The organism is Modestobacter sp. VKM Ac-2982, assembly GCF_026967935.1.
In the GTDB taxonomy this organism is placed as follows: Bacteria; Actinomycetota; Actinomycetes; order Mycobacteriales; family Geodermatophilaceae; genus Modestobacter.
In genome coordinates, this window is sequence record NZ_JAPVBL010000003.1 from 654,118 (window position 1) to 675,232 (window position 21,115).

26 protein-coding genes and 1 tRNA gene are annotated in these 21,115 nt (G+C 75.2%); 14 read left to right on the forward strand and 13 right to left on the reverse strand.

Going from position 1 to position 21,115, the window contains the following annotated elements:
- Positions 1-35: 35 nt before the first annotated feature.
- From O2W20_RS13735 to O2W20_RS13750, 4 genes are all read left to right on the forward strand, one after another.
- Positions 36-881 carry an NAD-dependent protein deacetylase gene (locus tag O2W20_RS13735; protein ID WP_269172069.1) on the forward strand — a complete coding sequence of 282 codons (846 nt, stop codon included), beginning with the start codon at positions 36-38 and terminating at the stop codon, positions 879-881.
- A gap of 112 nt (positions 882-993) precedes the next feature.
- On the forward strand, positions 994-1,944 hold the full coding sequence (locus tag O2W20_RS13740; protein ID WP_269172068.1) for an MSMEG_6728 family protein: 951 nt from the start codon (positions 994-996) through the stop codon (positions 1,942-1,944).
- A gap of 11 nt (positions 1,945-1,955) precedes the next feature.
- Positions 1,956-2,243 (forward strand): ArsR/SmtB family transcription factor, encoded by a 288-nt coding sequence (locus tag O2W20_RS13745; protein ID WP_269172067.1) that lies wholly within the window; start codon positions 1,956-1,958, stop codon positions 2,241-2,243.
- Positions 2,240-2,629 (forward strand): VOC family protein, encoded by a 390-nt coding sequence (locus O2W20_RS13750; RefSeq protein ID WP_269172066.1) that lies wholly within the window; start codon positions 2,240-2,242, stop codon positions 2,627-2,629. Before O2W20_RS13745 ends, O2W20_RS13750 begins: the two co-directional genes overlap by 4 nt.
- A gap of 8 nt (positions 2,630-2,637) precedes the next feature.
- Here the strand turns inward: O2W20_RS13750 and O2W20_RS13755 are convergent, their stop codons facing one another.
- From O2W20_RS13755 to O2W20_RS13765, 3 genes are read right to left on the reverse strand one after another with little or no spacing between them, the layout of a single operon-like run.
- Complete coding sequence (locus O2W20_RS13755) at positions 2,638-3,510, reverse strand: phosphotransferase family protein (RefSeq protein ID WP_269172065.1); 873 nt, start codon at positions 3,508-3,510, stop codon at positions 2,638-2,640.
- The gene (locus O2W20_RS13760; RefSeq protein WP_269172064.1) at positions 3,507-3,908 is read right to left on the reverse strand and encodes a PaaI family thioesterase; all 402 of its coding nucleotides are present in this window, start codon (positions 3,906-3,908) and stop codon (positions 3,507-3,509) included. Before O2W20_RS13760 ends, O2W20_RS13755 begins: the two co-directional genes overlap by 4 nt.
- Positions 3,905-4,264 carry a VOC family protein gene (locus O2W20_RS13765; protein ID WP_269172063.1) on the reverse strand — a complete coding sequence of 120 codons (360 nt, stop codon included), beginning with the start codon at positions 4,262-4,264 and terminating at the stop codon, positions 3,905-3,907. Before O2W20_RS13765 ends, O2W20_RS13760 begins: the two co-directional genes overlap by 4 nt.
- Positions 4,265-4,367: 103 nt before the next feature.
- Between O2W20_RS13765 and O2W20_RS13770 the strand changes: the two genes are divergently transcribed.
- Both O2W20_RS13770 and O2W20_RS13775 read left to right on the forward strand, forming a co-directional pair.
- Positions 4,368-4,925: a YbaK/EbsC family protein gene (locus O2W20_RS13770; protein ID WP_269172062.1), complete on the forward strand. Its 558-nt coding sequence runs from the start codon at positions 4,368-4,370 to the stop codon at positions 4,923-4,925.
- A gap of 20 nt (positions 4,926-4,945) precedes the next feature.
- Positions 4,946-5,095, forward strand: coding sequence for a hypothetical protein (locus O2W20_RS13775; RefSeq protein ID WP_269172061.1), 150 nt, complete (start codon positions 4,946-4,948; stop codon positions 5,093-5,095).
- A 7-nt stretch (positions 5,096-5,102) separates the two neighbouring features.
- Here the strand turns inward: O2W20_RS13775 and mscL are convergent, their stop codons facing one another.
- From mscL to O2W20_RS13795, 4 genes are all read right to left on the reverse strand, one after another.
- Positions 5,103-5,522, reverse strand: coding sequence for a large conductance mechanosensitive channel protein MscL (gene mscL, locus O2W20_RS13780; protein WP_269172060.1), 420 nt, complete (start codon positions 5,520-5,522; stop codon positions 5,103-5,105).
- Positions 5,523-5,568: 46 nt separating this feature from the next.
- Entirely contained in the window at positions 5,569-6,195 is a 627-nt protein-coding gene (cpaB, locus tag O2W20_RS13785; RefSeq protein ID WP_269172059.1) for a Flp pilus assembly protein CpaB, read from the reverse strand.
- 140 nt (positions 6,196-6,335) lie between these two features.
- Positions 6,336-6,722: an FmdB family zinc ribbon protein gene (locus O2W20_RS13790; RefSeq protein WP_269172058.1), complete on the reverse strand. Its 387-nt coding sequence runs from the start codon at positions 6,720-6,722 to the stop codon at positions 6,336-6,338.
- A 151-nt stretch (positions 6,723-6,873) separates the two neighbouring features.
- Positions 6,874-7,776 carry a hypothetical protein gene (locus tag O2W20_RS13795; RefSeq protein ID WP_269172057.1) on the reverse strand — a complete coding sequence of 301 codons (903 nt, stop codon included), beginning with the start codon at positions 7,774-7,776 and terminating at the stop codon, positions 6,874-6,876.
- 98 nt (positions 7,777-7,874) lie between these two features.
- Between O2W20_RS13795 and O2W20_RS13800 the strand changes: the two genes are divergently transcribed.
- Positions 7,875-8,357: a MarR family winged helix-turn-helix transcriptional regulator gene (locus tag O2W20_RS13800; protein ID WP_269172056.1), complete on the forward strand. Its 483-nt coding sequence runs from the start codon at positions 7,875-7,877 to the stop codon at positions 8,355-8,357.
- A 16-nt stretch (positions 8,358-8,373) separates the two neighbouring features.
- On the opposite strand, the gene O2W20_RS13805 is transcribed toward O2W20_RS13800, so the two are convergent.
- The 5 genes from O2W20_RS13805 to O2W20_RS13825 all read right to left on the reverse strand — a co-directional run bounded on the left by O2W20_RS13805 (position 8,374) and on the right by O2W20_RS13825 (position 13,350).
- Positions 8,374-8,958: a hypothetical protein gene (locus O2W20_RS13805; protein WP_269172055.1), complete on the reverse strand. Its 585-nt coding sequence runs from the start codon at positions 8,956-8,958 to the stop codon at positions 8,374-8,376.
- 115 nt (positions 8,959-9,073) lie between these two features.
- On the reverse strand, positions 9,074-9,796 hold the full coding sequence (locus O2W20_RS13810) for an AAA family ATPase (protein WP_269172054.1): 723 nt from the start codon (positions 9,794-9,796) through the stop codon (positions 9,074-9,076).
- A gap of 154 nt (positions 9,797-9,950) precedes the next feature.
- Positions 9,951-11,468 (reverse strand): carboxyl transferase domain-containing protein, encoded by a 1,518-nt coding sequence (locus tag O2W20_RS13815; RefSeq protein ID WP_269172053.1) that lies wholly within the window; start codon positions 11,466-11,468, stop codon positions 9,951-9,953.
- The gene (locus O2W20_RS13820; RefSeq protein WP_269172052.1) at positions 11,465-12,706 is read right to left on the reverse strand and encodes a CaiB/BaiF CoA transferase family protein; all 1,242 of its coding nucleotides are present in this window, start codon (positions 12,704-12,706) and stop codon (positions 11,465-11,467) included. Before O2W20_RS13820 ends, O2W20_RS13815 begins: the two co-directional genes overlap by 4 nt.
- A gap of 68 nt (positions 12,707-12,774) precedes the next feature.
- Positions 12,775-13,350 (reverse strand): 5-formyltetrahydrofolate cyclo-ligase, encoded by a 576-nt coding sequence (locus tag O2W20_RS13825; RefSeq protein ID WP_269172051.1) that lies wholly within the window; start codon positions 13,348-13,350, stop codon positions 12,775-12,777.
- Positions 13,351-13,377: 27 nt separating this feature from the next.
- On the opposite strand from O2W20_RS13825, the gene O2W20_RS13830 reads away from it, so the two are divergent.
- From O2W20_RS13830 to O2W20_RS13850, 5 genes are all read left to right on the forward strand, one after another.
- Positions 13,378-14,322, forward strand: coding sequence for a UTP--glucose-1-phosphate uridylyltransferase (locus O2W20_RS13830; protein ID WP_269172050.1), 945 nt, complete (start codon positions 13,378-13,380; stop codon positions 14,320-14,322).
- Between the two features lie 106 nt (positions 14,323-14,428).
- Positions 14,429-15,916, forward strand: coding sequence for a molybdotransferase-like divisome protein Glp (gene glp, locus O2W20_RS13835; protein ID WP_269172049.1), 1,488 nt, complete (start codon positions 14,429-14,431; stop codon positions 15,914-15,916).
- A gap of 67 nt (positions 15,917-15,983) precedes the next feature.
- Positions 15,984-16,535: a GNAT family N-acetyltransferase gene (locus O2W20_RS13840; RefSeq protein ID WP_269185509.1), complete on the forward strand. Its 552-nt coding sequence runs from the start codon at positions 15,984-15,986 to the stop codon at positions 16,533-16,535.
- A gap of 177 nt (positions 16,536-16,712) precedes the next feature.
- Positions 16,713-17,417: a divisome protein SepX/GlpR gene (gene sepX / locus O2W20_RS13845; protein WP_269172048.1), complete on the forward strand. Its 705-nt coding sequence runs from the start codon at positions 16,713-16,715 to the stop codon at positions 17,415-17,417.
- 65 nt (positions 17,418-17,482) lie between these two features.
- A tRNA-Ala gene (locus O2W20_RS13850) sits at positions 17,483-17,556 on the forward strand.
- Between the two features lie 98 nt (positions 17,557-17,654).
- On the opposite strand, the gene O2W20_RS13855 is transcribed toward O2W20_RS13850, so the two are convergent.
- On the reverse strand, positions 17,655-19,178 hold the full coding sequence (locus O2W20_RS13855) for a dolichyl-phosphate-mannose--protein mannosyltransferase (protein WP_269172047.1): 1,524 nt from the start codon (positions 19,176-19,178) through the stop codon (positions 17,655-17,657).
- 54 nt (positions 19,179-19,232) lie between these two features.
- Between O2W20_RS13855 and rsmI the strand changes: the two genes are divergently transcribed.
- Positions 19,233-20,072 (forward strand): 16S rRNA (cytidine(1402)-2'-O)-methyltransferase, encoded by an 840-nt coding sequence (gene rsmI, locus O2W20_RS13860; protein WP_269172046.1) that lies wholly within the window; start codon positions 19,233-19,235, stop codon positions 20,070-20,072.
- Between the two features lie 124 nt (positions 20,073-20,196).
- On the forward strand, positions 20,197-21,081 hold the full coding sequence (locus O2W20_RS13865; protein WP_269172045.1) for an endonuclease domain-containing protein: 885 nt from the start codon (positions 20,197-20,199) through the stop codon (positions 21,079-21,081).
- The last annotated feature ends 34 nt before the right edge of the window (positions 21,082-21,115 follow it).

Sequence of the window (21,115 nt, forward strand, 5' to 3'; positions counted from 1 at the left end):
CGACGCATCCGCCGTCGGGCAGGGACGATGGGGCGGTGACCGCAGCGACCCCCACCGTCGAGGGGCTCTCCGAGCTCGCCGGCCTGCTCGCCGACGGCAGGGCTGTCGTCCTCTCCGGCGCCGGCCTGTCGACCGACTCCGGCATCCCCGACTACCGCGGCGCCACCGGTTCGCTGCGCCGGCACACGCCGATGACCTACCAGACCTTCACCCGTGACCCCCGCGGCCGGCACCGCTACTGGGCGCGCAGCTACGTCGGCTGGCGGCAGATCGCCGGGGCCCTGCCTAACGCCGGCCACCGCGCCGTCGCGGCGCTGCAGCAGGTCGGGGCGGTCGGCGAGGTGATCACCCAGAACGTCGACGGGCTGCACCAGGCCGGTGGCGCCCGCGAGGTCCTGGAGCTGCACGGCGGGCTGGACCGCACCGTCTGCCTGGCCTGCGGTGACGTTGCCTCCCGTGCCGACCTCGACGTCCGGCTGCGGGCGGTCAACCCCGGGTTCCGGCCCGAGCCGACCGACGAGGTCAACCCCGACGGCGACGTGGAGCTCCCCGAGGAGGAGCTCGACGGGTTCGTGATGGTCGACTGCCTGGCCTGCGGCGGGGGGCCGCTCAAGCCCGACGTGGTCTTCTTCGGCGAGACCGTGCCCCGCGACCGCGTCGACACCTGCTTCGCCCTGGTGGACGCGGCCCGGTCGCTGCTGGTCCTTGGTTCGTCCTTGACCGTGATGAGCGGCTACCGGTTCGTCATCCATGCGGCCAAGCGGGGCACGCCGGTCGCCATCGTCAACTCCGGGTCCACCCGCGGCGACGCGAAGGCCACGCTCAAGGTCGACGCGCCGCTGGGTGTCGTGCTGCCCGAGCTGGCCCGCCGGCTGGGCTGAGCCCCGAGGCGGTGCGGGGGAGCTCGACGACTGAGGGGCCGAAGTCGCGACTTTGGCCCCTCACGTCGCCCGGGCGGTTGGCCGTTCGGCGGCGCGGGCAGGAAGTCCGGCGATGCAGACCTTCCTGCCGGTCGCCGACTTCACCGAGTCCGCCCGGCTCCTGGACAACCCCCGGCTGGGCAAGCAGCGGGTCGAGTGCCTGCAGGTGCTGCGCGCCCTCGAGCTGCCCGACTACGGCTGGGCCAACCACCCGGTCGTCACCATGTGGCGCGGGCACACCGCCGGCCTGGTCGTCTACTCGCTGGCGATGGTGCGGGTCTGGCGCGAGCGTGGGTTCGCCGACAGCACCGAGACGCTGATCGCCGAGTTCGCCCCGGACGCCGCCCGGCTGACCCAGACCGAGGCGGCCGACGCCGGCCTGCTGCCCAGCTGGGTGGGGGACGAGGAACTGCACCGCTCGCACCGGTCGAACCTGCTGGCCAAGGACCCGCCTTTCTACCGATCGCGGTTCCCCGGCGACCCCGACGACCTGCCCTACGTCTGGCCCGGGGCCGACGACGTCCTCCGGGCGCCCGATCCCGAGGGGGTGCCGGTCTGGGTGGTGCGGCCGCGGGCGCACAACGAGCTCGGCGCGGCGCTGGCCACCGGCGTGGTCGGGCTGGGCACCCAGTCGGGGATCGACGTCGACGCGACCGGCCAGTCACCGGCCGAGCTGCGGGCGCTGTCCAAGGAGCTCTCCGGACGCCGTCCGGCGAAGGACCTGCGCCAGCTGTCCACCTTCCTGGACGAGGTGGCGCCGGGCGACCTGGTCGGCCTGCCGATCGAGCGCGGCGCGGGACTGCTGCTCGGCGAGGTGGTGGGCGACTACGCGTTCGCCGGACGGGAACTGCTGCCGCACCGCCGTCCGGCGCGGTTCGAGTCGGTGGTGCCGCGGACGGCGGCCCGGCCGCCGGCGACCCTTCAGGACCCGCGGGCGCTCTTCCGTGTCGTGCTCGATCCGGACGCGGTGCCGGCGGGGCTGCGGCGCGACAACCCGTTGACAGGCAAGTCGCTGCTTGCCTAACGTCTCCGGGCGTGGGGGACGTGTTCAAGGCGATCGCCGACCCCACCCGCAGGGCGATCCTCGACGAGCTCACGGACCGGGACGGGCAGACGCTGTTCGAGCTCTGCTCCCGGCTGGCCACGAAGCACGGCATGGGATCGAGCAGGCAGGCGGTCTCCCAGCACGTCGACGTCCTCGAGTCCGCCGGGCTCGTGCGCCGGCGCCGGGAGGGTCGCTACACGTTCCACCACCTCGACACCGCGCCACTGGGCGAGATCGCCCGCCGGTGGCCGGTCCCCGACCCGGAGGAGGACCCATGAGGGTCAACGTCATGAGCGTGATGGTCGACGACCAGGCCAAGGCGCTGCGCTTCTACACCGAGGTGCTCGGCTTCGTGCCGAAGCGGGAGATCCCGCTGGGGGAGCACTCCTGGCTCACCGTCGTCTCACCCGAGGAGCCCGACGGGACCGAGCTGTCGCTCGAACCGGACGAGCACCCGGCAGCTCGGCCGTTCAAGGAGGCGCTGGTGGCCGACGGCATCCCGTTCACCTCGTTCGCGGTCGCGGACGTGGCCGCGGAGTACGAGCGGCTGCGCGCGCTGGGCGTGCAGTTCACCCAGCCACCGACGGACATGGGCGTGGTGACGACGGCCGTGCTCGACGACACGTGCGGCAACCTCATCCAGATCGCGGCGATGAAGGGCTGACCCGGGCGTCACCGCAGACCGGTGCCGACCTCCTCGACCGCAGCGGCCAGCCGCTGTCGCGCCTCGGGCAGGTCGGTCGGCTCCCGAGCCGCGTGCACGAACCACCAGGCGCCCGCGTAGAGCTCCCGCAGCCAGACGAACGGCGCCAGCTCGGCATCGCTCACGGGATCGGGCATCGCGTCCAGCGCCGCCCGGCCGTCGAGGCGGGCGGTGGTGCGCAGGCTGGCCAGGTCCCAGTGCCGCGGGCCCCGGCTGGTGTCCTCCAGATCGGTCCAGCGCAGCCCTTCGTTGGTGACCAGGAGGTTGCCGGGGTGGGTGTCGCCGTGCAGCGTCATCTCGGGGCCGGCGAGCCGTGGCCGCAGGGCGGCCACCAGCTCGCCGACCTCGCGGAGCAGTGCGGGGTCCGCGCCCAGCCCGGTGCCGGAGGCGACGAAGACCGCCAGGTCCTGCAGCGGCCGGTCCAACGGCGACCCGGTCCACAGCTGCGGCAGCGTGCCGAGCACCTCGTGCAGCTCGGCCAGGGAGCGGCCGGCCTGCGCCGCGGTCGGTCGATCCGGCGACACGTCGACATGTCGCCAGAACGACACGGTGAGCCCGTCGTGCTCGTGTGGGCCCGGGGGCACCAGGTCCGACGGCGCGACGACGGCCGCCCCGGCCGTGGTCAGCGCCGCGGCGAGCGCCACCTCCCGGGTGAACGGCCGGCCGATCTCCGGACGGAGCAGTGGCGTGTACACGGCCACCCGGGCCACCACCGGCGCCGGGCGAAGGTGCACCACGGCGTTGACGCCCCAGGACAGCAGCGCCGGGTCGTCGACGGGGAGGCCGTGCTGCCGGGCCAGGGCGACCGCGGCGGCGACCGCCTGCTCGGCCGACGCCGTCACTGCGCGGGCAGCGGCACGTTCTGCAGTCGCACCTGCCCGCGGGCGACGATCTTGCCGTCCTCGCGGGTGAGGGTGACCAGCCACAGCTGGAGCGTCCTGCCCTGCTGCACCGGCTCCGCGAGCACGTCGAGCCGACCGGCGGTCATCGGGCGCAGGAAGTCGGTGCTGTTGTTCACCCCCACCGCGAACTGGCCGCGCTCGGCGACCGCGGCGCTCGCCCCGACGCTGGCGGCGCCCTCCACGATCGTGCAGTAGACGCCGCCGTGCACGACGCCCCAGGGCGTGTGGTGCTCCGGACCGACCTCGACGTGCCCCGTGACCCGGGTGCCGGTGACCTCGGCCAGCTCGAACCCGGTGGCCGCGACGAACGCGCTGGCGGCCGTCAGGTCCGGCGTCACGCGGCGTCCCAGACGAGGCAGAACGGGTGCCCGACCGGATCGGCGTAGACCCGGAAGTCCCCACCGCCGCCGGGCAGCCGGCGGGCGCCCAGCTCGAGCACCTGCGGCTCGGCGACGTCGACGTCGGCGACCCGGATGTCCAGGTGGAACTGCTGGGGGCGGGAGGGGTCCGGCCAGTCGGGCGGCTGCAGGTCGGGGGCCTGCTGGAAGGCGATCCGGTAGCCGGCGCCGGTGACCACCACCCAGTCGTCGCCGGGCTCGCCCGTCACCTCCATGCCGAGCAGGCCGGCGTAGAACGTCGCCAGGGCGTGCGCGTCGGGGGCGTCGATGACCACGGAGTGCAGCTGACCGATCATGGCGGCCATCCTCTCCCGGCTCCGCCTGACCCCACCAGCAGGCCTCCGGCGCAGCCGACCCCCGCGCGGTGACCGGCCTCGACCGTGTCGCACGATCAGGGGCATGGCCACACCCGACTCCGCCCCGCAGCTCGGCACGTTGACCTGGCTCCCGGCCGCCGACCACCCGGAGCTGCTCGGGCAGCCGGTGGCCGCGGCGCTGCCCTCGCTGACCGGGCCGGCCTGGGTGGCGGTGATCGACGACGAGGCCGCCGACACCGCGGCGTTCAACGACGTCTACGCCGTCCCGGCCGCCGCCTCGGCCAACTGCGTGGTGGTCGCCGCGCGCCGGTCGGGGGAGACGACGCTGGCCGCCTGCCTGGTGCTGGCCACCACCCGCGCCGACGTCAACGGCCTGGTCCGGCGGCACCTCGGAGCACGGAAGGCCTCGTTCGCCCCGCAGGACGTCGCGGTCGCCGAGAGCGGGATGGCCTACGGCGGGATCACCCCGGTCGGGCTGCCGGCGTCCTGGCCGGTGCTGGTCGACGCCGCGGTGGCCGCCAGCGAGCTCGTGGTCATCGGCTCGGGCACCCGGGGGAGCAAGCTCGCCGTCCCCGGTTCGGTGCTCGCCGGGCTGCCGGGCGCGGAGGTGCTCGAGGGGCTGGGCCAGCCGATCGGCTGACCCTGCCTACCCTCGGTGGCGTGTCAGAGCAGGAACAGCCACCCGCCGCACCGCGCCGCGAGCGGGCACCCGACGACAGCGACGTCGGCTGGGGTGACCGGTCGACCGACCCGGACGACGACGACCGCCGCTACCTGGAGGACCGCCCGCCGCACTGGGGCAGCGACTGAGCGCTGCTCAGGCGCGGTGCCGGGCTTCGGAGTCGGCCGCCGGCGGCGGGCCGTGCTGGGCCTGCAGGAGGTCGCGGATCTCGACCAGGAGCTCGGTCTGGGTGGGCAGCACCGGCCCGGTCTCCTCGCCGCGCTCGCGGCGCTCGAACAGCGCCTTCATCGGCAGCACGACCACGAAGTAGATGACCGCCGCGGTCAGCACGAAGGTGATCAGCTGGTTGACGAAGTCGCCCCAGGCGAAGGTCTGCCCGTTGACCTCGAACGAGCCGCCCTGCACGCCACCGCCCCCGACCAGGCCGATCAGCGGGCGCAGGAACGCCTCGGTGAACGAGGTGACCACGGCCGTGAACGCGGTGCCGATGACCACCGCCACCGCGAGGTCGATGACGTTCCCGCGGAGCAGGAAGTCCTTGAAGCCCTTGAGCACGAACGGCACCTCTCGGTCGCGGGGAGCACCCGGCGTGGCCCCATGATCACGGCCGGCCGAGCGTAACGGTGAGCGTCGCGGTCGCCGCGGCAGCGGCCAACCGGGCCGCGGTGTCGGGGGAGACGGCCAGCACCAGCAGCCCGCCGCCGGCCGGGGCACCCGCTGCCGGGCCGTCGGCGACCGCCGGCGTCGGGGCGGCGAGCACCAGCGCGCCGGTGGCGACCACCTCGACGGCCGGCGACGGGGTCGGGCCGGCAGCGCCGGCGGCCAGCACGTCGACCCGGTCACCGGCGCGCAGCAGCGTCGCCACCGCGAGGTCGGCCAGCCGCACCGGCGCCGCGACCTGGCCGTCGGGCACCGCGGACCACAGCCCCGGCCCGACCAGCCGGACGTCGGTCACCGGTTCCCCGGCGCGCACCGGCGCGGCCAGCAGCTGGCCGGTCAACCCGGCGGCGTCGGCCGTGCCGCCGGACGGGAGCAGGCCGGTCGGCAGCTCGGCCTCGGCCAGGTCGCCGACGGTGAGCACCGTGCCGGCCGGGAGGTCAGCCGCGGCGACGACGACCGGGCTGGTCGCCGCGACCGGCCCGGCCGGGCCCGGCGGAGGGGGACGCAGCGCCAGGACCAGCGCCAGGCACACGAGCGCCGCCGCGGCCACCTGCCGCAGCAGGTGCACGGGCGAGTGTGGACGGCGGAGTCGGGGCACACGGCGACGCTAGGAGCGGCGGGGGTTCCCCTCCCGTCGCGGCGTGGACCTGTGGACCGCGGGCCCGGCTGTGGACCGGCGGCAGCGCGCCGCCGTCGTCCGTGCGCCGGTCAGTTCGCGGCCTTGCCCCCGCTGCCACTGGACGAGGAGCTGCTCGACGACGACGCCGTGCTGCTGGCCTTGCTGCCGGAGTCCTTGGTGCTGCTGGACTCCTTGCTCCCGCCGGAGTCCTTGCTGCTGGAGTCCTTGTTGCTGCTGGACTCCTTGCTCCCGCTGGAGTCCTTGGCGCCGGAGCCGGTGGACGCACCTTCGCCCTTGCGGCTGTCGGTCCGGTAGAAGCCCGAGCCCTTGAAGACCACGCCGACCGAGCCGTAGACCTTGCGCACCGGCGCCTCGCACTCGGTGCAGGTGGCGACGGCGGGGTCGGTGAACGACTGCACGACCTCGAACTCGTGCTTGACCTCGGGGTTGGTGCAGGCGTACTGGTAGGTGGGCACGGTGCTGGAGCTCCTCGTCCGATCCGAGCCGGGCTGGCACTCTGCCCCGGCGACTGCCAATGATGCGCCGCGCGGCCCGGTCACGTCCATGTCTGCCGGGCGAGTGTGACGTTCGCGTCGGGAGTGGGCCTGCGCGATGGCCCCTCGACGCCTACGGCAGCACCTCGTCCAGCCAGGCGTCGTACTCGTCCCCGGTCATGGGCCGCGCTCCGTCGAGCGCCGTGTCGAGCAGGCCCGTGGGCTCGTCCGGGGCGGTGGCGACCCACACCCAGGCGTCCCCCTCCCGACCGAGCAGGACCTGCGAGACGTCGGTCGTGACGGACCAGCGGTGCTCGGCCACCTGGCGGCAGGAGCGGAGCGTCTCGACGGCGAGGGCGCGCGGTGCGGCCCCGGCGGCGCACGGGTCGCCCTCGACGGCGGTCGCGGCGTCGCGGAAGAGCTGGAGTTCGCCGCCCCGGACTCCGTCCACGGGCAGGTGAGGGGTCACGATCAACTCGCCGCCGGTGTGCTGCGGCGACTGCCGCACGTACCCGTCCACGGTGGTGACCCAGGGTCGCTCCAGGGTGCCGACCTCGGTGAGCACCCGTTCGTCCTGCCAGCCCTGCCGTGCCCCGGGGAACCACGCGGCAACGGAGGCGGCCACGCACGTGACGATCACGAGCGTCGTCCCTCTCCGGACGACACCGGGCCACTGGAGCGCGGCCACGCACGGGAAGGGCAGTGCCGCGGCGGCGAGGAGCAGGGCGTCGGGCAGCGCCGAGCGCAGGTCTGATCGGACCACCACGACGCCGACCAGCGCGGCGGCTCCCGTCCCCACGAGCCCGAGGGTGACCCCGCGCGCGAAAGAGCCGAACGGATCCGGGTCGGGCGGGCCGGTCACCCGGTCGATGCCGATGGCCAGCGTCACCGCGGCCACGGTCACCAGCCCCAGGACGAGCAGCACGGCGGTCCCCCCACCGAACGACGACGCGATGACCATCGGCGTGCCGATCAGCGCAGTGGCCACTCCGAGGACAGCCGCCGAGGCGACGTGCCGGATCGTTCGCGCGGGCACGCGCGAGGGCTCCGGGCGAGGAGCCGACGGGGCCTGCACGCGGGGAGTGTGGCAGGCCGGCGGTCGGCTGGGCGGCAGCCGCCGGATACCGTTCGACCGTGGCCTCCCCGTGGCTCGACGACCAGCAGCAGCGCACCTGGCGGGCCTGGCTGGCCGTCGCGGAGCTGCTGCCGCGCACCCTCGACGCCCAGCTCCAGCGGGACGCCGGCCTCACCCATGCGGCCTACGTGGTGCTGGCGATGCTGTCCGAGGCCCCCGGCGGCAGCCGCCGGATGAGCGACCTGGCCCGCACCGCCAACCAGTCGCAGAGCCGCCTCTCGCACACCGTGGCCCGGCTGGAGGAGCGGGGCTGGGTGTACCGCGAGAAGGCTGCCGAGGACCGCCGCGGGAACGTCGCCGTGCTCACCGACGCAGGCCGCGAGGTCGTGGAGCGGGTCGCGCCGGGGCACGTGGCCGCCGTCCGGGAGGGGCTGTTCGCCGCGCTGACCCCAGCGCAGACGCAGGCGTTCGGGGAGGCGCTCGCCGCCGTCCTCGACCGGCTGGACCCCGAGGCCACCCTGCGGGTGCACGAGCCCGACTGAGCACGGGCCTCGCGGCTCAGGCGGCGCGGAAGACCGCCGCCTTCACGCTCGTGAGGCCCGCACCGACGGCGCCGCGTACGGTGGAGGAGGTCCGTTGCTGCTCACCCTGCTGGGCGGCCAGCACGATGAGGACGCCGGTCAGCGCGGGGTTGACCCACTGCAACGGCTTCTGCCCCTTCTGCGCGGCGGCGACGTCCGGCGGGGTTCCCGGCCCCGGGTCGGTCGCGGTGTCGCTGGGCACCGGTGCCTTGGCCCCGATCTTGGCGCCGAGCACCCCGCTGGCCACGGACGTCCCGATCGCGGCCGCGGTCAGCGCGGTCTTGAGCACGGTGTTCGCCGTCGCGCCCGGCCCGGTCGCCACCCGGCCACGGTCGGCGCGGAGCATCCCCACCGAGCCGATCAGGTGGGCCGCCATCGCGGCACCCTGCACCGGCCACCACGCCGACCAGCCGACCGAGGACAACCGGGTCCGCTCGGTGCTGTCGCGTGCGGCGGCCGCGGCCTTGTTCAGGCCGACAGCGCCCATCAGGTTGCCGCCGAACCAGGTGGCCAGGCCGAGGTCGTGCATCGAGCGCAGGACGGTGTGCTGATCGCGGGACATGGGATCTCCTCCGGTGCTGCCCGCCACGGGCGGGACCAGGTGACCGGACGGGCTCACCGGTCTTGACGCCGATGCCCGCTCCGCGCCGGGGGCAACCCACCGGGCGCGGCCGCGATCAGCGCAGGTGGCGCAGGAAGGCGGCCGGGTCGGCGAGGAACTGCCGCCAGTGGACGGTGAGCTCCAGCTCGTCCCAGCGGGCCGGCCGCAGCCCCCAGTCGCCGACCTCGACCAGCTGGGCGCCCGGCAGCGCAGCGACGACGGGGGAGTGGGTCGCGACGACGACCTGCGCGCCGGACGTCACGAGGTCCAGCAGCACCGTGACCAGCGCCAGACTGCCGCCGAACGAGAGCGCCGCGTCGGGCTCGTCGAGCAGGTACGTGCCGCCCCCGCCGCCGGCCCGCCGGGTCAGGACCTCCAGGAACGCCTCCCCGTGCGAGAGCTCGTGGTACTCCGGGTCGGGTCCGCCGAGTTCCTCCAGGTGGCTGTACAGGCCGTGCAGCGTCTCGTCGCGGAGGAAGCAGCCCCACCGGGAGGCGCCGGGGCTGCGCTCGACGACCAGCCCGAGCGACTCCGGCTCGCTGGGCCGGGTGCTGAAGCGGGTGTTCACCGTGCCGCCCTCCGGGTTGAGGCCCAGCGTGACGGCGAGCAGCTCCATCACCGTCGACTTGCCCGACCCGTTCTCCCCGACCAGCACCAGGGCGCCGTGCGGCAGCTCCAGGCCGGTGTCGAGCAGCTGGGCGACGGCGGGCACGGTCAGCGGCCACCGTGCACGCTCGTCGTCGGTCGGGTCGGGCCGGCCGGGGTCGGGCCGGAAGCGGCGGATCGGTCGGCTGTCCACGCCGATCATCCTGGCGGGCGGGTACGACGGTCAGGACGACGTCCCCCGGCTCCTCGGGCCGTCCCCTGCACCAACGACTGTCCCCCCGCACCAACGCTGGCGCGGGGGGACAGTCGGTGATCAGGTGACCTGATCACCGCTGCGGACAGCGGCGTCAGTGACCCAGGTGCCGCCAGCGGCGGGTGCGGGAGCGCATCCGCTCGACGTCGTCCCGGCCGAGCAGCCCGGCCAGCTCCTCGGCCAGCACCCGGCCCAGCCGCTGGCAGAACTCCACCGGCTCGTCGGCGGCGTCGGGCCGCTCGGGCACCACCCGGTCGACGATCCCGGCCCGCCAGAGGTCGGTGGCCCGCACCCCCTGCGAGGCGGCGAGCTCGTCGGCCCGGTCGACGGTGCGGTGCACGATCGCCGACGCGCCCTCCGGGGGCAGCGGGCCCAGCCAGCCGTTGGCCGCGGCCAGCACCCGGTCGGCCGGCACCAGGGCCAGGGCACCGCCGCCGGTGCCCTGGCCGAGCAGCACGGCCAGGGTCGGCGCCTTCAGCACCACCATGTCCTGCAGGCAGCGGGCGATCTCCCCGGCCAGCCCGCCCTCCTCGGCGTCGACCGAGAGCGCCGCGCCCGGGGTGTCGATGAGCGTGAGCAGCGGCAACCGGAGCTCCGCGGCCAGCCGCATGCCGCGCCGGGCCTCGCGCAGCGCGCCCGGGCCCAGCGGCGCCGACAGCGACTGCCCCCGCCGGTCCTGGCCCAGCACGACGCAGGGCGCGCCGCCGAAGCGGGCCAGCGCCAGCAGCAGCCCCGGGTCGGACTCGCCGGCGCCGGTGCCGTTGAGGGTGACGACGTCGGTCGCCGCCGTCCGCAGCAACTGGCGGGCCCCCGGGCGCGACGTCCGTCGGGACGCGGTGACCACCTCCCAGGCGCTGCGGCCGTCCTCCGGGTCGTCGGCCTGCGTGCCGTCGCCGGAGACCGGGCCCTCGACCGAGGCGGCGCGGTGCCAGGTCTCCCGGGCGGCCAGCACGCGCAGCGCCCGGTCGGCGACGTCGGCCAGCTCGTCGACCGGGACGACGCCGTCGATCAGCCCGCGCGAGGCCATGTTCTCCGCCGTCTGCACCCCCGGCGGGAAGGGCTCGCCGTACAGCAGCTCGTACACCCGGGGGCCGAGGAAGCCGATCGCGGCGCCCGGCTCGGCGATCGTCACGTGCCCCAGCGAGCCCCACGAGGCCAGCACCCCGCCGAACGTCGGGCCGCGCAGGTAGACCAGGTAGGGCAGCCCGGCCTCCTTGTGCCGGGCGATCGCCGCGGTGATCCCGATCATCTGCAGGAAGGCGACGGTGCCCTCCTGCATCCGGGTGCCCCCGGACACCGGCGCGGCCAGCAGCGGCAGCCCCTCGTCGGTGGCCCGCTCGACCGCTGCCATCAGCCGCTCGGCGGTGGCGACGCCGATCGACCCGGCCAGGAAGCCGAACTCCCCGGCCACGACGGCCACCCGCCGGCCGCGGAGCGTGCCCTCGCCGGTGACGACCGCCTCGTCCTGGCCGCTCTTCTCCGCCGCGCGGGTCAGCTCCGCGGCGTAGGCGTCCTCGACCTCGCGCGGGGGCACGCTGGAGTCCCAGGACCGCCAGGACCCCGGGTCGAGCACGATGTCCCGCAGTGCCCGGGCGTCCAGCCGGGAGCTCACGTGGCGTGCCCGTCCTCGACGTCGGCGCCCTCGCCGGCCGGCTGCGGCACGCCCTCGGCCGGGCCGGACAGCCAGGCCCGGATCGCCTCGCCGTCGGCGCCCAGCACCGGCGGCGGGGTGTGGTCGCGCCGGGTCGTCTCGGTCTCGCCCTCGGTGCCCGGGGCGAAGAAGCGCAGCGGTGGCCCGGGCAGGGTGAGCGGCCCGGCGGTCGAGTGGTCGACGGAGATCGCCAGCCCCTGGGAGAGCGTCTGCTCCCAGGCGTAGACCTCGTCCAGGGTGCGCACCTTGCCGGCCGGCACCCCCGCGGCGGCCAGCCGGGCCAGCAGCTCCTCGGCCGGGATCTCGGCGAACGCGCTCTCCAGCAGCTCGATCACCCGATCGCGGTTGCCCACCCGCTCGCCGTTGGTGGCCAGGCCGGGTGCCTCCGGGTCGAAGCCGAACTCGGTGCAGAGCCGGCGCCACAGGCCCTCGCTGCCGCAGGAGAGCTGCACGCTCCCGCCCGCGCAGCGGAACAGCCCGTAGGGGGCGATCGAGGGGTGGTGGTTGCCCTGCCCGCGGTTGACCTGGCCGGCCACGGTGTACGCCGTCCCCTGGAAGGCGTGCACGCCGACGACGGCGGCCAGCAGCGAGGTGCGCACCACCTGGCCGACCCCGGTGCGCTCCCGCTCGAACAGGGCCGCGAGCACCCCGTAGGCGCCGTACATGCCGGCCAGCAGGTCACCGATCGGGACGCCGACCTTCTGCGGGTCGTCCGGGCCGGAACCGGTCAGCGACATCAGCCCGGCCTCGCCCTGGGCGATCTGGTCGTAGCCGGCGCGCTGGCCCTCGGGGCCGTCGTGGCCGAAGCCGCTGATCGACAGCTGGACCAGTCGCGGGTTGAGCTCGGCGAGCACGTCGGTGCCGAAGCCGAGGCGGGCCAGCGTGCCGGGCCGGAAGTTCTCCAGCAGCACGTCGGCGCGGCGCACCAGCTCGGTCAGCACCGCCTTGTCCGCGTCGTCCTTCAGGTCGAGGGTGATCGACTCCTTGTTGCGGTTGGCGGAGAAGAAGTACGTCGACTCCCGGCCGGCGCCCTCGGGCTGCACGAACGGCGGGCCCCAGCCGCGGCTGTCGTCACCACTGCCCGGGCTCTCCACCTTGATCACCCGGGCGCCGAGGTCGCCGAGCATCATCCCGGCGTGCGGTCCGGCCAGGGCGCGGGTCAGGTCGACGACGAGGACGCCGTCCAGGGGGCCACTCACGAGGGGGTTGGTCCTTCCAACGAGACGACGGAGACGTCGGTCACCCTCTCACCGGTCCGCCGGGCGCGTCAGTCGAGCTGCCACCAGCCGGCAGACGGGGTGACGACGGCGGTCACCCGGCGGTCGTGCGGCCCGGCGGGCAGCTGGTCGACGAACTCCTCGTCGAACAGCACCGCCACCAGCGTCGCGCCCGGTCGGGCATGCGCCAGCGCGCGGTCGTAGTACCCGCCGCCCCGCCCCAGCCGGGTGCCGTCGGCGGCCACGGCCAGCGCCGGGACGACGACCACGTCGGCCTCGGCCAGCGCACCCGGCGGCAGCCGCGGGCCGGTCGGCTCCTGCAGTCCGAAGCGGCCGGGAACCAGCCGGCCGTCGTGCTCGGCCCAGGACAGCTCCCGCCCACGCGCGGGCACGACCGGGAGCAGCAGCCGGCCGGGCAGCGCGTCGGGCAGCCGGCCGGCGCCGGGCTCCTCGGCCGCCGGCACGTAGGCGGCGGTCACGGAGGTCCCGGCGAGCCGGCCGGCGAGCGCCGTGGCGAGCGCATCGGCGGCTGCGGCGCGGGCCGCGGGGGAGCGGTCCGCACGCCTGGCCAGCAGGGTCGCGCGCAGCGTGGCCTTCGCCCTCACCACCTCGGGGGACTCCGCCATGCCGGCAGGCTAGCTACGCTGCCCGGCATGTCGACTCCGTCCGCCCCGAGTCCGCGCCCGGCCAGGAAGTCCGTCATCCCGGTCGCCGGGATGGGCACCCGCTTCCTCCCCGCGACCAAGGCCGTCCCCAAGGAGCTGCTGCCGGTGGTCGACCGGCCGGCCCTGCAGTACATCGTCGAGGAGGCCGCCCGCGCCGGCGTCGGCGAGGTGCTCATGGTCACCGGGCGCAACAAGGGCAGCATCGAGGACTTCTTCGACCGCACGCCGGAGCTGGAGACCGCCCTGGAGGCCAAGGGCGATCAGAGCCGGCTCGACGCGGTGCACGAGTCCACCGACGTCGCGCAGGTCTTCTTCGTGCGCCAGGGCGAGGCGAAGGGCCTGGGCCACGCCGTCCTGCAGGCCGCGGCCTTCATCGGGGACGAGCCGTTCGCGGTGCTCCTCGGTGACGACATCATCGACGCCCGCGACCACCTGCTCGAGCAGATGCTGGCCGTGCAGGCCGAGCACGGCGGCGCGGTGGTCGCGCTGCTCGACGTGGGTGCCGACAACATCTCCAAGTACGGCGCGGTCGCCGTCGAGGAGGCGAAGGTCTCCGGGGACGCCGCCGGCGACGAGGTCTTCCGGGTCACCGGCATGGTGGAGAAGCCCCCGGCCGACGAGGCCCCCAGCACGCTGGCGATCATCGGCCGCTACGTGCTGCCCCCGGAGGTCTTCCCGGCCATCCGGGACACCCCGCCCGGCCGCGGCGGGGAGATCCAGCTGACCGACGCGCTGCTCAAGCTGGTCGAGGACGGCATGCCCGTCCACGGCGTGGTCTTCTCCGGCCGCCGGTACGACACCGGCGACAAGCTGGACTACCTGAAGGCCGTCGTCCAGCTGGCCGTCGAGCGCGAGGACCTCGGCCCCACGTTCGGGCCGTGGCTGCGTGACTTCGTCGCCGACCTGCCCGCCGAGGGCGCGTCGCCCGCCTGAGCGGACCCTCCAGAGGGCACCATCGGGCCCAGGTCCGTCATCGGCGGCCGTGGCCGGCGACCCGGCCACGGGGAAGGCCCGATGACGGGGGACGACGGTGGTGGGGATGAGCGACGACAGCACACGCGGGTGGATGTCCGGCGGAGGTCGGGACACGACGCAGCTGGACCTGGCGAGCGGCGGGCTGGTCCCGTCTCCACGGGACAACCAGCTGCTCTCCGGTCCGGCGCCGGTGGTCACCCACGACACCGTGCAGGTCGACCGATCGGTGTTCTCCTCCGACCGGGTGCCCTCCCCGGCGATCGCCACCGGCGACCGGGCACCGGACCCGATGGCCGACACCGGCTCGGTCGACGTGTCCGGGGTCCGGCTGCGCCCGGTCGAGCACCACCTGGACGAGATCCTCGGCGCCGTCCCGCAGCCGGACCCGATCGAGCTCGCCGTCCTCGACGCCCAGGGCCTGCTCTGCGCCGAGCTCGTGACCAGCCAGCGGTCGTTGCCCGCGTTCGACCAGGCCGGCCTCGACGGGTACGCGGTCCGCTCGGAGGACATCGCCACCGCGACCGTGGAGCAGCCCGTCGACCTCGCCGTCGTCGGTGAGACGGCCGCCGGTGCGGCGGAGCAGGCCACGATCAGCGCCGGCCTCGCGCAGAAGGTCGCCGTGGGCGCGATGCTGCCGGCCGGCGCCGACGTCGTCGTCCCGGCCGCCTGGACCGACCAGGGCGTCGCCCGGGTGCAGGTCTTCGCCGCGCTCGCGCCGGGCAGCTACGTCCGCCGGATCGGCGACGACGTCGCGACCGGAGACACCGCGGTCGAGATCGGCACCCCGATCGGGCCGGCCCAGATCAGCCTGCTGGCCGCCGTCGGGCGGGAGCGCGTGGCGGTGCGCCCGCGCCCGCGGATCACGGTGCTGTGCGCTGGGAACGAGCTCGTCGACGTCGGCGCGGTGGCCGGCCCCGGCCAGCAGGTCGACGTGAACAGCTACGCGCTGGCCGCCGCGGCGCGGGACGCCGGCGCCGAGGCCTACCGCGCGGGGATCATGCCCAACGACCGGCGGCGGATGGTCGAGCTGCTGGAGGGCCAGATGCTCCGCAGCGACGTCGTCCTGGTCGCCGGCACCTTCGCCAACGGCGGTCACGACCTGCTCCAGGAGGCGCTGGACGAGCTGGGTGGGCTGACCTTCACCCAAGTCGCCATGCACCCCGGCCCGGTGCACGCCTTCGGCAAGCTCGGCCCCGACGCCGTCCCGGTGATCTGCGTCCCCGGTGAGCCGGTCGCCGCCCTGGTGGCCTTCGAGGTGTTCGTCCGTCCGGCGATCCGGCTGATGCTCGGCAAGCGCCAGCTCTTCCGGCGCACCGTGCAGGCGGTCTCCGCCCAGCAGCTGCTCTCGCCGCTGGGGTACCGGCAGTACCTGCACGGCCAGGTGATGCGCCACCCGGACGGCGGCTACGTCGTCGAGCCGATCGGGGACGGCGACCAGGCCATGCTCGCCCGGATGGCCCGCGCCAACTGCCTGATCGTGGTCGACGAGGACGTCACCGAGGTCTCCGCCGGCGGGCTGGTGACGGTCATGCCGATGCTGCTCGGGGGCTGAGCTGGACCCGGCACCGCACCCGGGCTGGCCGGCGCGGCTGGCGTGGGGGCCGGTCGAGCTGCACCCGCTGCGCCGCGAGGACGCCCGGGAGTGGTCCCGGCTGCGCACCGAGAACGAGTCCTGGTTGCTGCCCTGGGAGCCCTCGACCGGGTTGAGCTGGTCCGAGCGGCACACGCCGGCGGCCTACCGGGCGATGCGCCGGGCGGCGTCCCGGCGGGCCCGGGTCGGGACGTCGCTGCCCTTCGCCGTCCGGTACGAGGGGCGGCTGGCCGGCCAGGTGACCGTGGACAACGTCGTCCGCGGGGCGCTGCGCTCCGGGAGCCTGGGCTACTGGGTCGACCAGGCCGTGGCCGGGCGGGGAGCGGCCTCGCTCGCGGTGGCGCTGGTCTGCGACCACGCCTTCGGGCCGGTGGGGCTGCACCGGCTGCAGGCCGACATCCGGCCGGAGAACCGGCCGAGCCGGCGGCTGGTCGAGCGGCTGGGGTTCCGGCAGGAAGGGCTCTTCCGGGACTACCTGGACATCGACGGGGCCTGGCGGGACCACCTCGGTTACGCCCTGCTGGCCGGGGAGGCACCCGGCGGGGTGCTGGCCCGCTGGCGCGCCCGCACACCGCGCTGAGCCGCCGGGTGGGGACGCCGACACGTCGATCTGCCGGCGACGCGCCGACACACCGGGAGATGTCCCGGGTATCGGCAGTGCCCGCCCTTACCTTGACTCCCGAGTGACGGATGTGACTCGTGTGGCCCCAGGGATGGGGTCGTTCCGCTGGGCCAGGGATGGATCGGGGTGTTCGAGATGGGATCGGGCGTACTGCTGGCCGCTCTCGTCGTGCTGTGGTTCGTGGTCCTGGTGCCGATGGTGGTCACCCGGGGCGACACACACGCGGCGAACGGTGCAGCCAACTCAGGGCGGACCCTGCAACGACGGCGGCCGGTGGACCCGGTGGTCCACGCCGAGACCGAGCGGGTGAGCATCGACCGCGCACAGCTGCGCAGCAGCGGTGAGCTGCAGGTCGACGTGCACGCGCGGCGTCGCCGCACGCTGGCCGGGCTCGTCGCCCTGGCCGTGCTGGCGCTGGTCGGTGCGCTGGCCTACCGGTCGTGGCTGTGGGCTCCGCAGGTGCTGCTGGACCTCGCCGTCGTCGGTTACCTCATGGTGACCGCTGCCGCGGCCAAGCGGGAGCGGCGGACCGCCGCCCGCCGTGCGGCCCGGGCCGCCCAGCGTCCGCCGATGCGGGCGCCGCACGCCCGCCCGGCGCAGCCGCGCCCCGCGGCTGCCGACCCGGCGCCCGCGCCGGCCCCGGTGGCGGCCGAGACCGGCCCGGTGCACCCGAGCCTGCCGCTGGCCCCGGTGCACCCGCTGCGCCCCGGCCGGGTGGTCGCGGCCCGCACGCCGGCCCCGGCCGGCTGGCAGCACAGCGCCGTGGTCGGGCTGGACGACGACGACATCGGCTTCGCCGACATCGACGTCTACGCCCCGAAGCGCGTCGTCAACGGCTGAGGGAGGACCTCCGGCGCTGCCCCCGTGCAGCGCCGGAGGAACCGGACGGTAAGCTCTCCGTCCGAGGGGCTGTGGCGCAGTCCGGTAGCGCACCTCGTTCGCATCGAGGGGGTCAGGGGTTCAATTCCCCTCAGCTCCACCCCGGTCAGGCCGGGCCCACCAGGGCCCGGCCTGACGCGTTTCCGCAGGTTCCGGCTCGCCTCCCCGGTCACCGACCCGGAGCACTGACCCCAGTGGTCAGAACCAGGAGGGGAACCACATCCGCTGCAGCCACTCCGCCTGCGACAGCGGTTGCCCGGTGAGCACCGGGTGGAAGAAGACGAACGTCAGCACGACCACCGCCACGTAGAGGCAGACGACGCCCAGCCCCACCTGGCGGCGCAGCGCAGAGGCGCCCGTCGGGCCCAGCACGTCCTGCAGGACGAGCACGACCGCCAGCACGAAGAACGGCAGCGCCGGGGCCATGTAGAAGAGGAACATCGTCCGGTCCAGGTTGATGAACCAGGTGCCCCAGCCGGCCGCGATCGCGGTCGCGGCGACCACGGCTGCCGGGTCGCGGCGGGCGACGATCCGCCAGACCAGCCACAGCAGCGCCGGGACGAAGAGGAACCACAGCGTCGGCGTGCCCAGCATGAGCATGTACCGGACCACCTGGTCACCCGCGGCGTCGGTGAGCCCCTGCGGGTTCCACAGCAGGATCGGTCGCCCGCTCACCAGCCACGACCACGGCCCGGACTCCCACGGGTGCGGGCTGGACAGCCCGCTGTGGAACTCCAGCCACTCCCCGTGCATGTGCCAGAGCGACCGCAGCGCATCGGGCACGAAGCCGAACGAGGTGTCCGGGTTCTCCGACGCCCAGTGCCGGCCCTGGGCGTTCTCCCCGCGGAACCAGCCGGTGAACGAGGCCAGGTAGGTCAGCACCGGGACGACGGCGAGCGCCCAGGTCGCCCCGGGCAGGCCGCGGCGCAGCGCCGTCCAGGTGGGCCGGGGGACCCCCGCCTCCCGCCAGGCCGCCCGGTCCCAGAAGAGCGAGAGCACCGCGAAGGCGGCGAGGAACCAGACCCCGCTCCACTTCACCGCGCAGGCGCAGCCGAACAGCACCCCGGCGGCGATCCGCCAGCCCCGCGGGCCGAGCCGGAACCCGGCCGCGGTCACCTGATCAGCGCCGTCCCGGACCCGCTGCCGCACCCGGTCCCGGTCGACCACCAGGCAGGCGACCGCGCTGACGACGAAGGCCTGCAGGAAGACGTCCAGCAGGCCGATCCGGCCCAGGGTGAAGGAGAAGCCGTCCACCGCCAGGAGCAGGCCGGCCAGCAGGCCGAGCAGCGTGGAGCCGGTCAGCCGGCGCGTCAGCCGGGTGAGGACGACGACCGCCACCGTCCCGGCCACCGCACTCGGCACCCGCCAGCCCAGGGGCCCGTACCCGAACAGCTGCTCGCCCGCAGCGATCAGCCACTTGCCCAGCGGGGGGTGGACGATGAAGGTGTAGCCGCGGTTGTACTCGTAGCCGAGCTCCAGCAGCTCAGCTCCCTCGGGCGGGTAGTACGCCTCGTCGAACACCAGCTCGGTCGGGTAGCCGATGTCCCAGAGCCGGGCCGCCAGGGTCGCCAGGCCCAGGACGGCGGTGAGCACCGCGGCCAGCACCCGGTCGGTCGGCAACCGCGGGGTGCCCTGCCGTCGGCGCGGGGGGAGCGGCGGGAACCGGCGGGGAGCAGGTGCCTGGACCGCTGACTCCGTGCGTTCCGGGACCAGCACCGCCATGCCGGCCAGGGTATGTGGCGGAGCTGGGCGGGCCGGCGTGACAGGCTCGGCCGCATGACCGGACGACTCGTGCTGGGCGGCGCGCCGCTGGGACAACCCGGCGACGTCGGCCCGCGGCTGCGCCAGGCGATGGCCGACGCCGACGTCCTGGCGGTCGAGGACACCCGGCGGCTGCACCGGCTGGCCAAGGACCTCGAGGTCACCCTCACCGGCAAGGTGGTCACCTTCCACGAGACGGTCGAGCGGTCACGGCTGCCCGGGCTGGTCGCGGCGATGACCGAGGGCCGCACCGTGCTGCTGATCACCGACGCCGGCATGCCCTCGGTGTCCGACCCCGGCTACACGCTGGTGCGGGCGGCGATCGAGGCGGGCATCGAGGTGACCTCGGTGCCCGGGCCGTCCGCCGTCGTCACGGCGCTGGCCGTCTCCGGGCTGCCCTGCGACCGGTTCACCTTCGAGGGGTTCCTGCCGCGCAAGGGCGGGGAGCGTCGGTCGGCGCTCGCGGCGCTGGCGGCCGAGCCGCGCACGATGGTGTTCTACGAGTCGCCGCACCGGCTGGCCGACGCCCTGACCGACGCGGCCGGGACCCTCGGCGCCGACCGGCCCGCCGCGGTCTGCCGGGAGCTGACCAAGACCCACGAGGAGGTCCGCCGCGGCTCGCTGGCGTCGCTGGCCGAGTGGGCTGCCGAGGGGGTGCGCGGCGAGATCACCCTGGTGGTCGCCGGCGCGATCGCCGGCCCGGCCACCCTGACGCCGTCCGAACTGGCCGCCGAGGTCGCCGTCGAGGAGGCCGCCGGCGCCGACCGCAAGGAGGCGATCCGCACGGTCGTGGCCCGAACCGGCCTGCCCCGCAGGACCGTCTACGACGCCGTGGTGGCCGCCAAGACCCCCTGACCTCCCCGCCGTTGTGCGCTGACCGGGGTCAGACCCAGCCCGTCACCCCGGTGAGCGCACAACCGCCGCTGCTGCCTGTGGACGGCGTCAGCGGGCGGGTGCTCGTCTCGGGGACGGTGCTCCGGTGGCCCGCGCACCCCGCATCCCGGATGAACTGCGTGGCCGGGTGTTCCGCGGATCTGTGGCGTTGCGGCGCGGGTGGCTGACGCCGGACGAACTCCGCGGGCCCACGTGGCGGGCGCTGTTCCACGACGTCTACGTCGAGGCGAGCCTGCCGGTGAACCACGCCCTCCGCGCGCACGCCGCTGCGGCCGTGCTCCGGCCGGGCGGGGTGGTGACCGGTCGCAGCGCCGCGGTGCTCTGGGGCGTCGACCTGGCTGCCGCGACCGACGACGTCGAGATCACGCTGCCGCCGGGCGCCCATCCGGTGCGGTTGCCCGGCCTCCGAGTCCGGCGGGCGTTGCTGGACGACGGGGATGTCTGCCTCCGTCGGGGAGTCCGGGTCACCGTGCCGGAGGCGACTGCAGTGGCGCTGGCCCGTTCACTGCCCCTGGACGACGCCGTCATCGCCGTCGACCAGCTGACCAGCGGTGGGCTCGCTTCGCTGCCCCTGGTCCGGGAGCTGGCGGGACGCGCCACCGGTGCCGGTTCCCGTCGCGCGCGGCAGGCGTGTGCGCTCGCGGACGGGTTGGCCGAGTCGCCACAGGAGACCCGGCTGCGGCTGGTCATCGTCCGCGGCGGGCTGCCGGCGCCGGTCGCCCAGCTGCGGGTGGTGCACGAGGGCCGCTTCGTGGCGCGGGTCGACTTCGGTTGGCCAGTGCAGCGGGTAGCGGTCGAGTACGACGGTCTGTGGCATGCCGAACCCGGGCAGTTCGCACGCGACCGTGCGCGGCTGAACCGGTTGCAGGCGGCCGGTTGGAGGGTGGTCTTCGTGACCGCCGCGGACCTGAAGGACCCGCCGCGGCTGATCGCCACGATCGCTGCGGCACTGACCGGGGTTGTGCGCTGAGCGGGGTCTTCGGCGTCGCGAAGCCCCGCTCAGC

Bases quoted from the DNA above. Each gene is read 5' to 3' on its own strand.
- O2W20_RS13740 (WP_269172068.1), top strand. From the start codon at position 994: ATGCAGACCTTCCTGCCGGTCGCCGACTTCACCGAGTCCGCCCGGCTC.
- O2W20_RS13750 (WP_269172066.1), top strand. From the start codon at position 2,240: ATGAGGGTCAACGTCATGAGCGTGATGGTCGACGACCAGGCCAAGGCG.
- O2W20_RS13765 (WP_269172063.1), bottom strand. From the start codon at position 4,264: ATGATCGGTCAGCTGCACTCCGTGGTCATCGACGCCCCCGACGCGCAC.
- O2W20_RS13770 (WP_269172062.1), top strand. From the start codon at position 4,368: ATGGCCACACCCGACTCCGCCCCGCAGCTCGGCACGTTGACCTGGCTC.
- O2W20_RS13805 (WP_269172055.1), bottom strand. From the start codon at position 8,958: ATGTCCCGCGATCAGCACACCGTCCTGCGCTCGATGCACGACCTCGGC.
- O2W20_RS13825 (WP_269172051.1), bottom strand. From the start codon at position 13,350: ATGGCGGAGTCCCCCGAGGTGGTGAGGGCGAAGGCCACGCTGCGCGCG.
- O2W20_RS13830 (WP_269172050.1), top strand. From the start codon at position 13,378: ATGTCGACTCCGTCCGCCCCGAGTCCGCGCCCGGCCAGGAAGTCCGTC.
- glp (WP_269172049.1), top strand. From the start codon at position 14,429: ATGAGCGACGACAGCACACGCGGGTGGATGTCCGGCGGAGGTCGGGAC.
- sepX (WP_269172048.1), top strand. From the start codon at position 16,713: ATGGGATCGGGCGTACTGCTGGCCGCTCTCGTCGTGCTGTGGTTCGTG.
- O2W20_RS13855 (WP_269172047.1), bottom strand. From the start codon at position 19,178: ATGGCGGTGCTGGTCCCGGAACGCACGGAGTCAGCGGTCCAGGCACCT.
- rsmI (WP_269172046.1), top strand. From the start codon at position 19,233: ATGACCGGACGACTCGTGCTGGGCGGCGCGCCGCTGGGACAACCCGGC.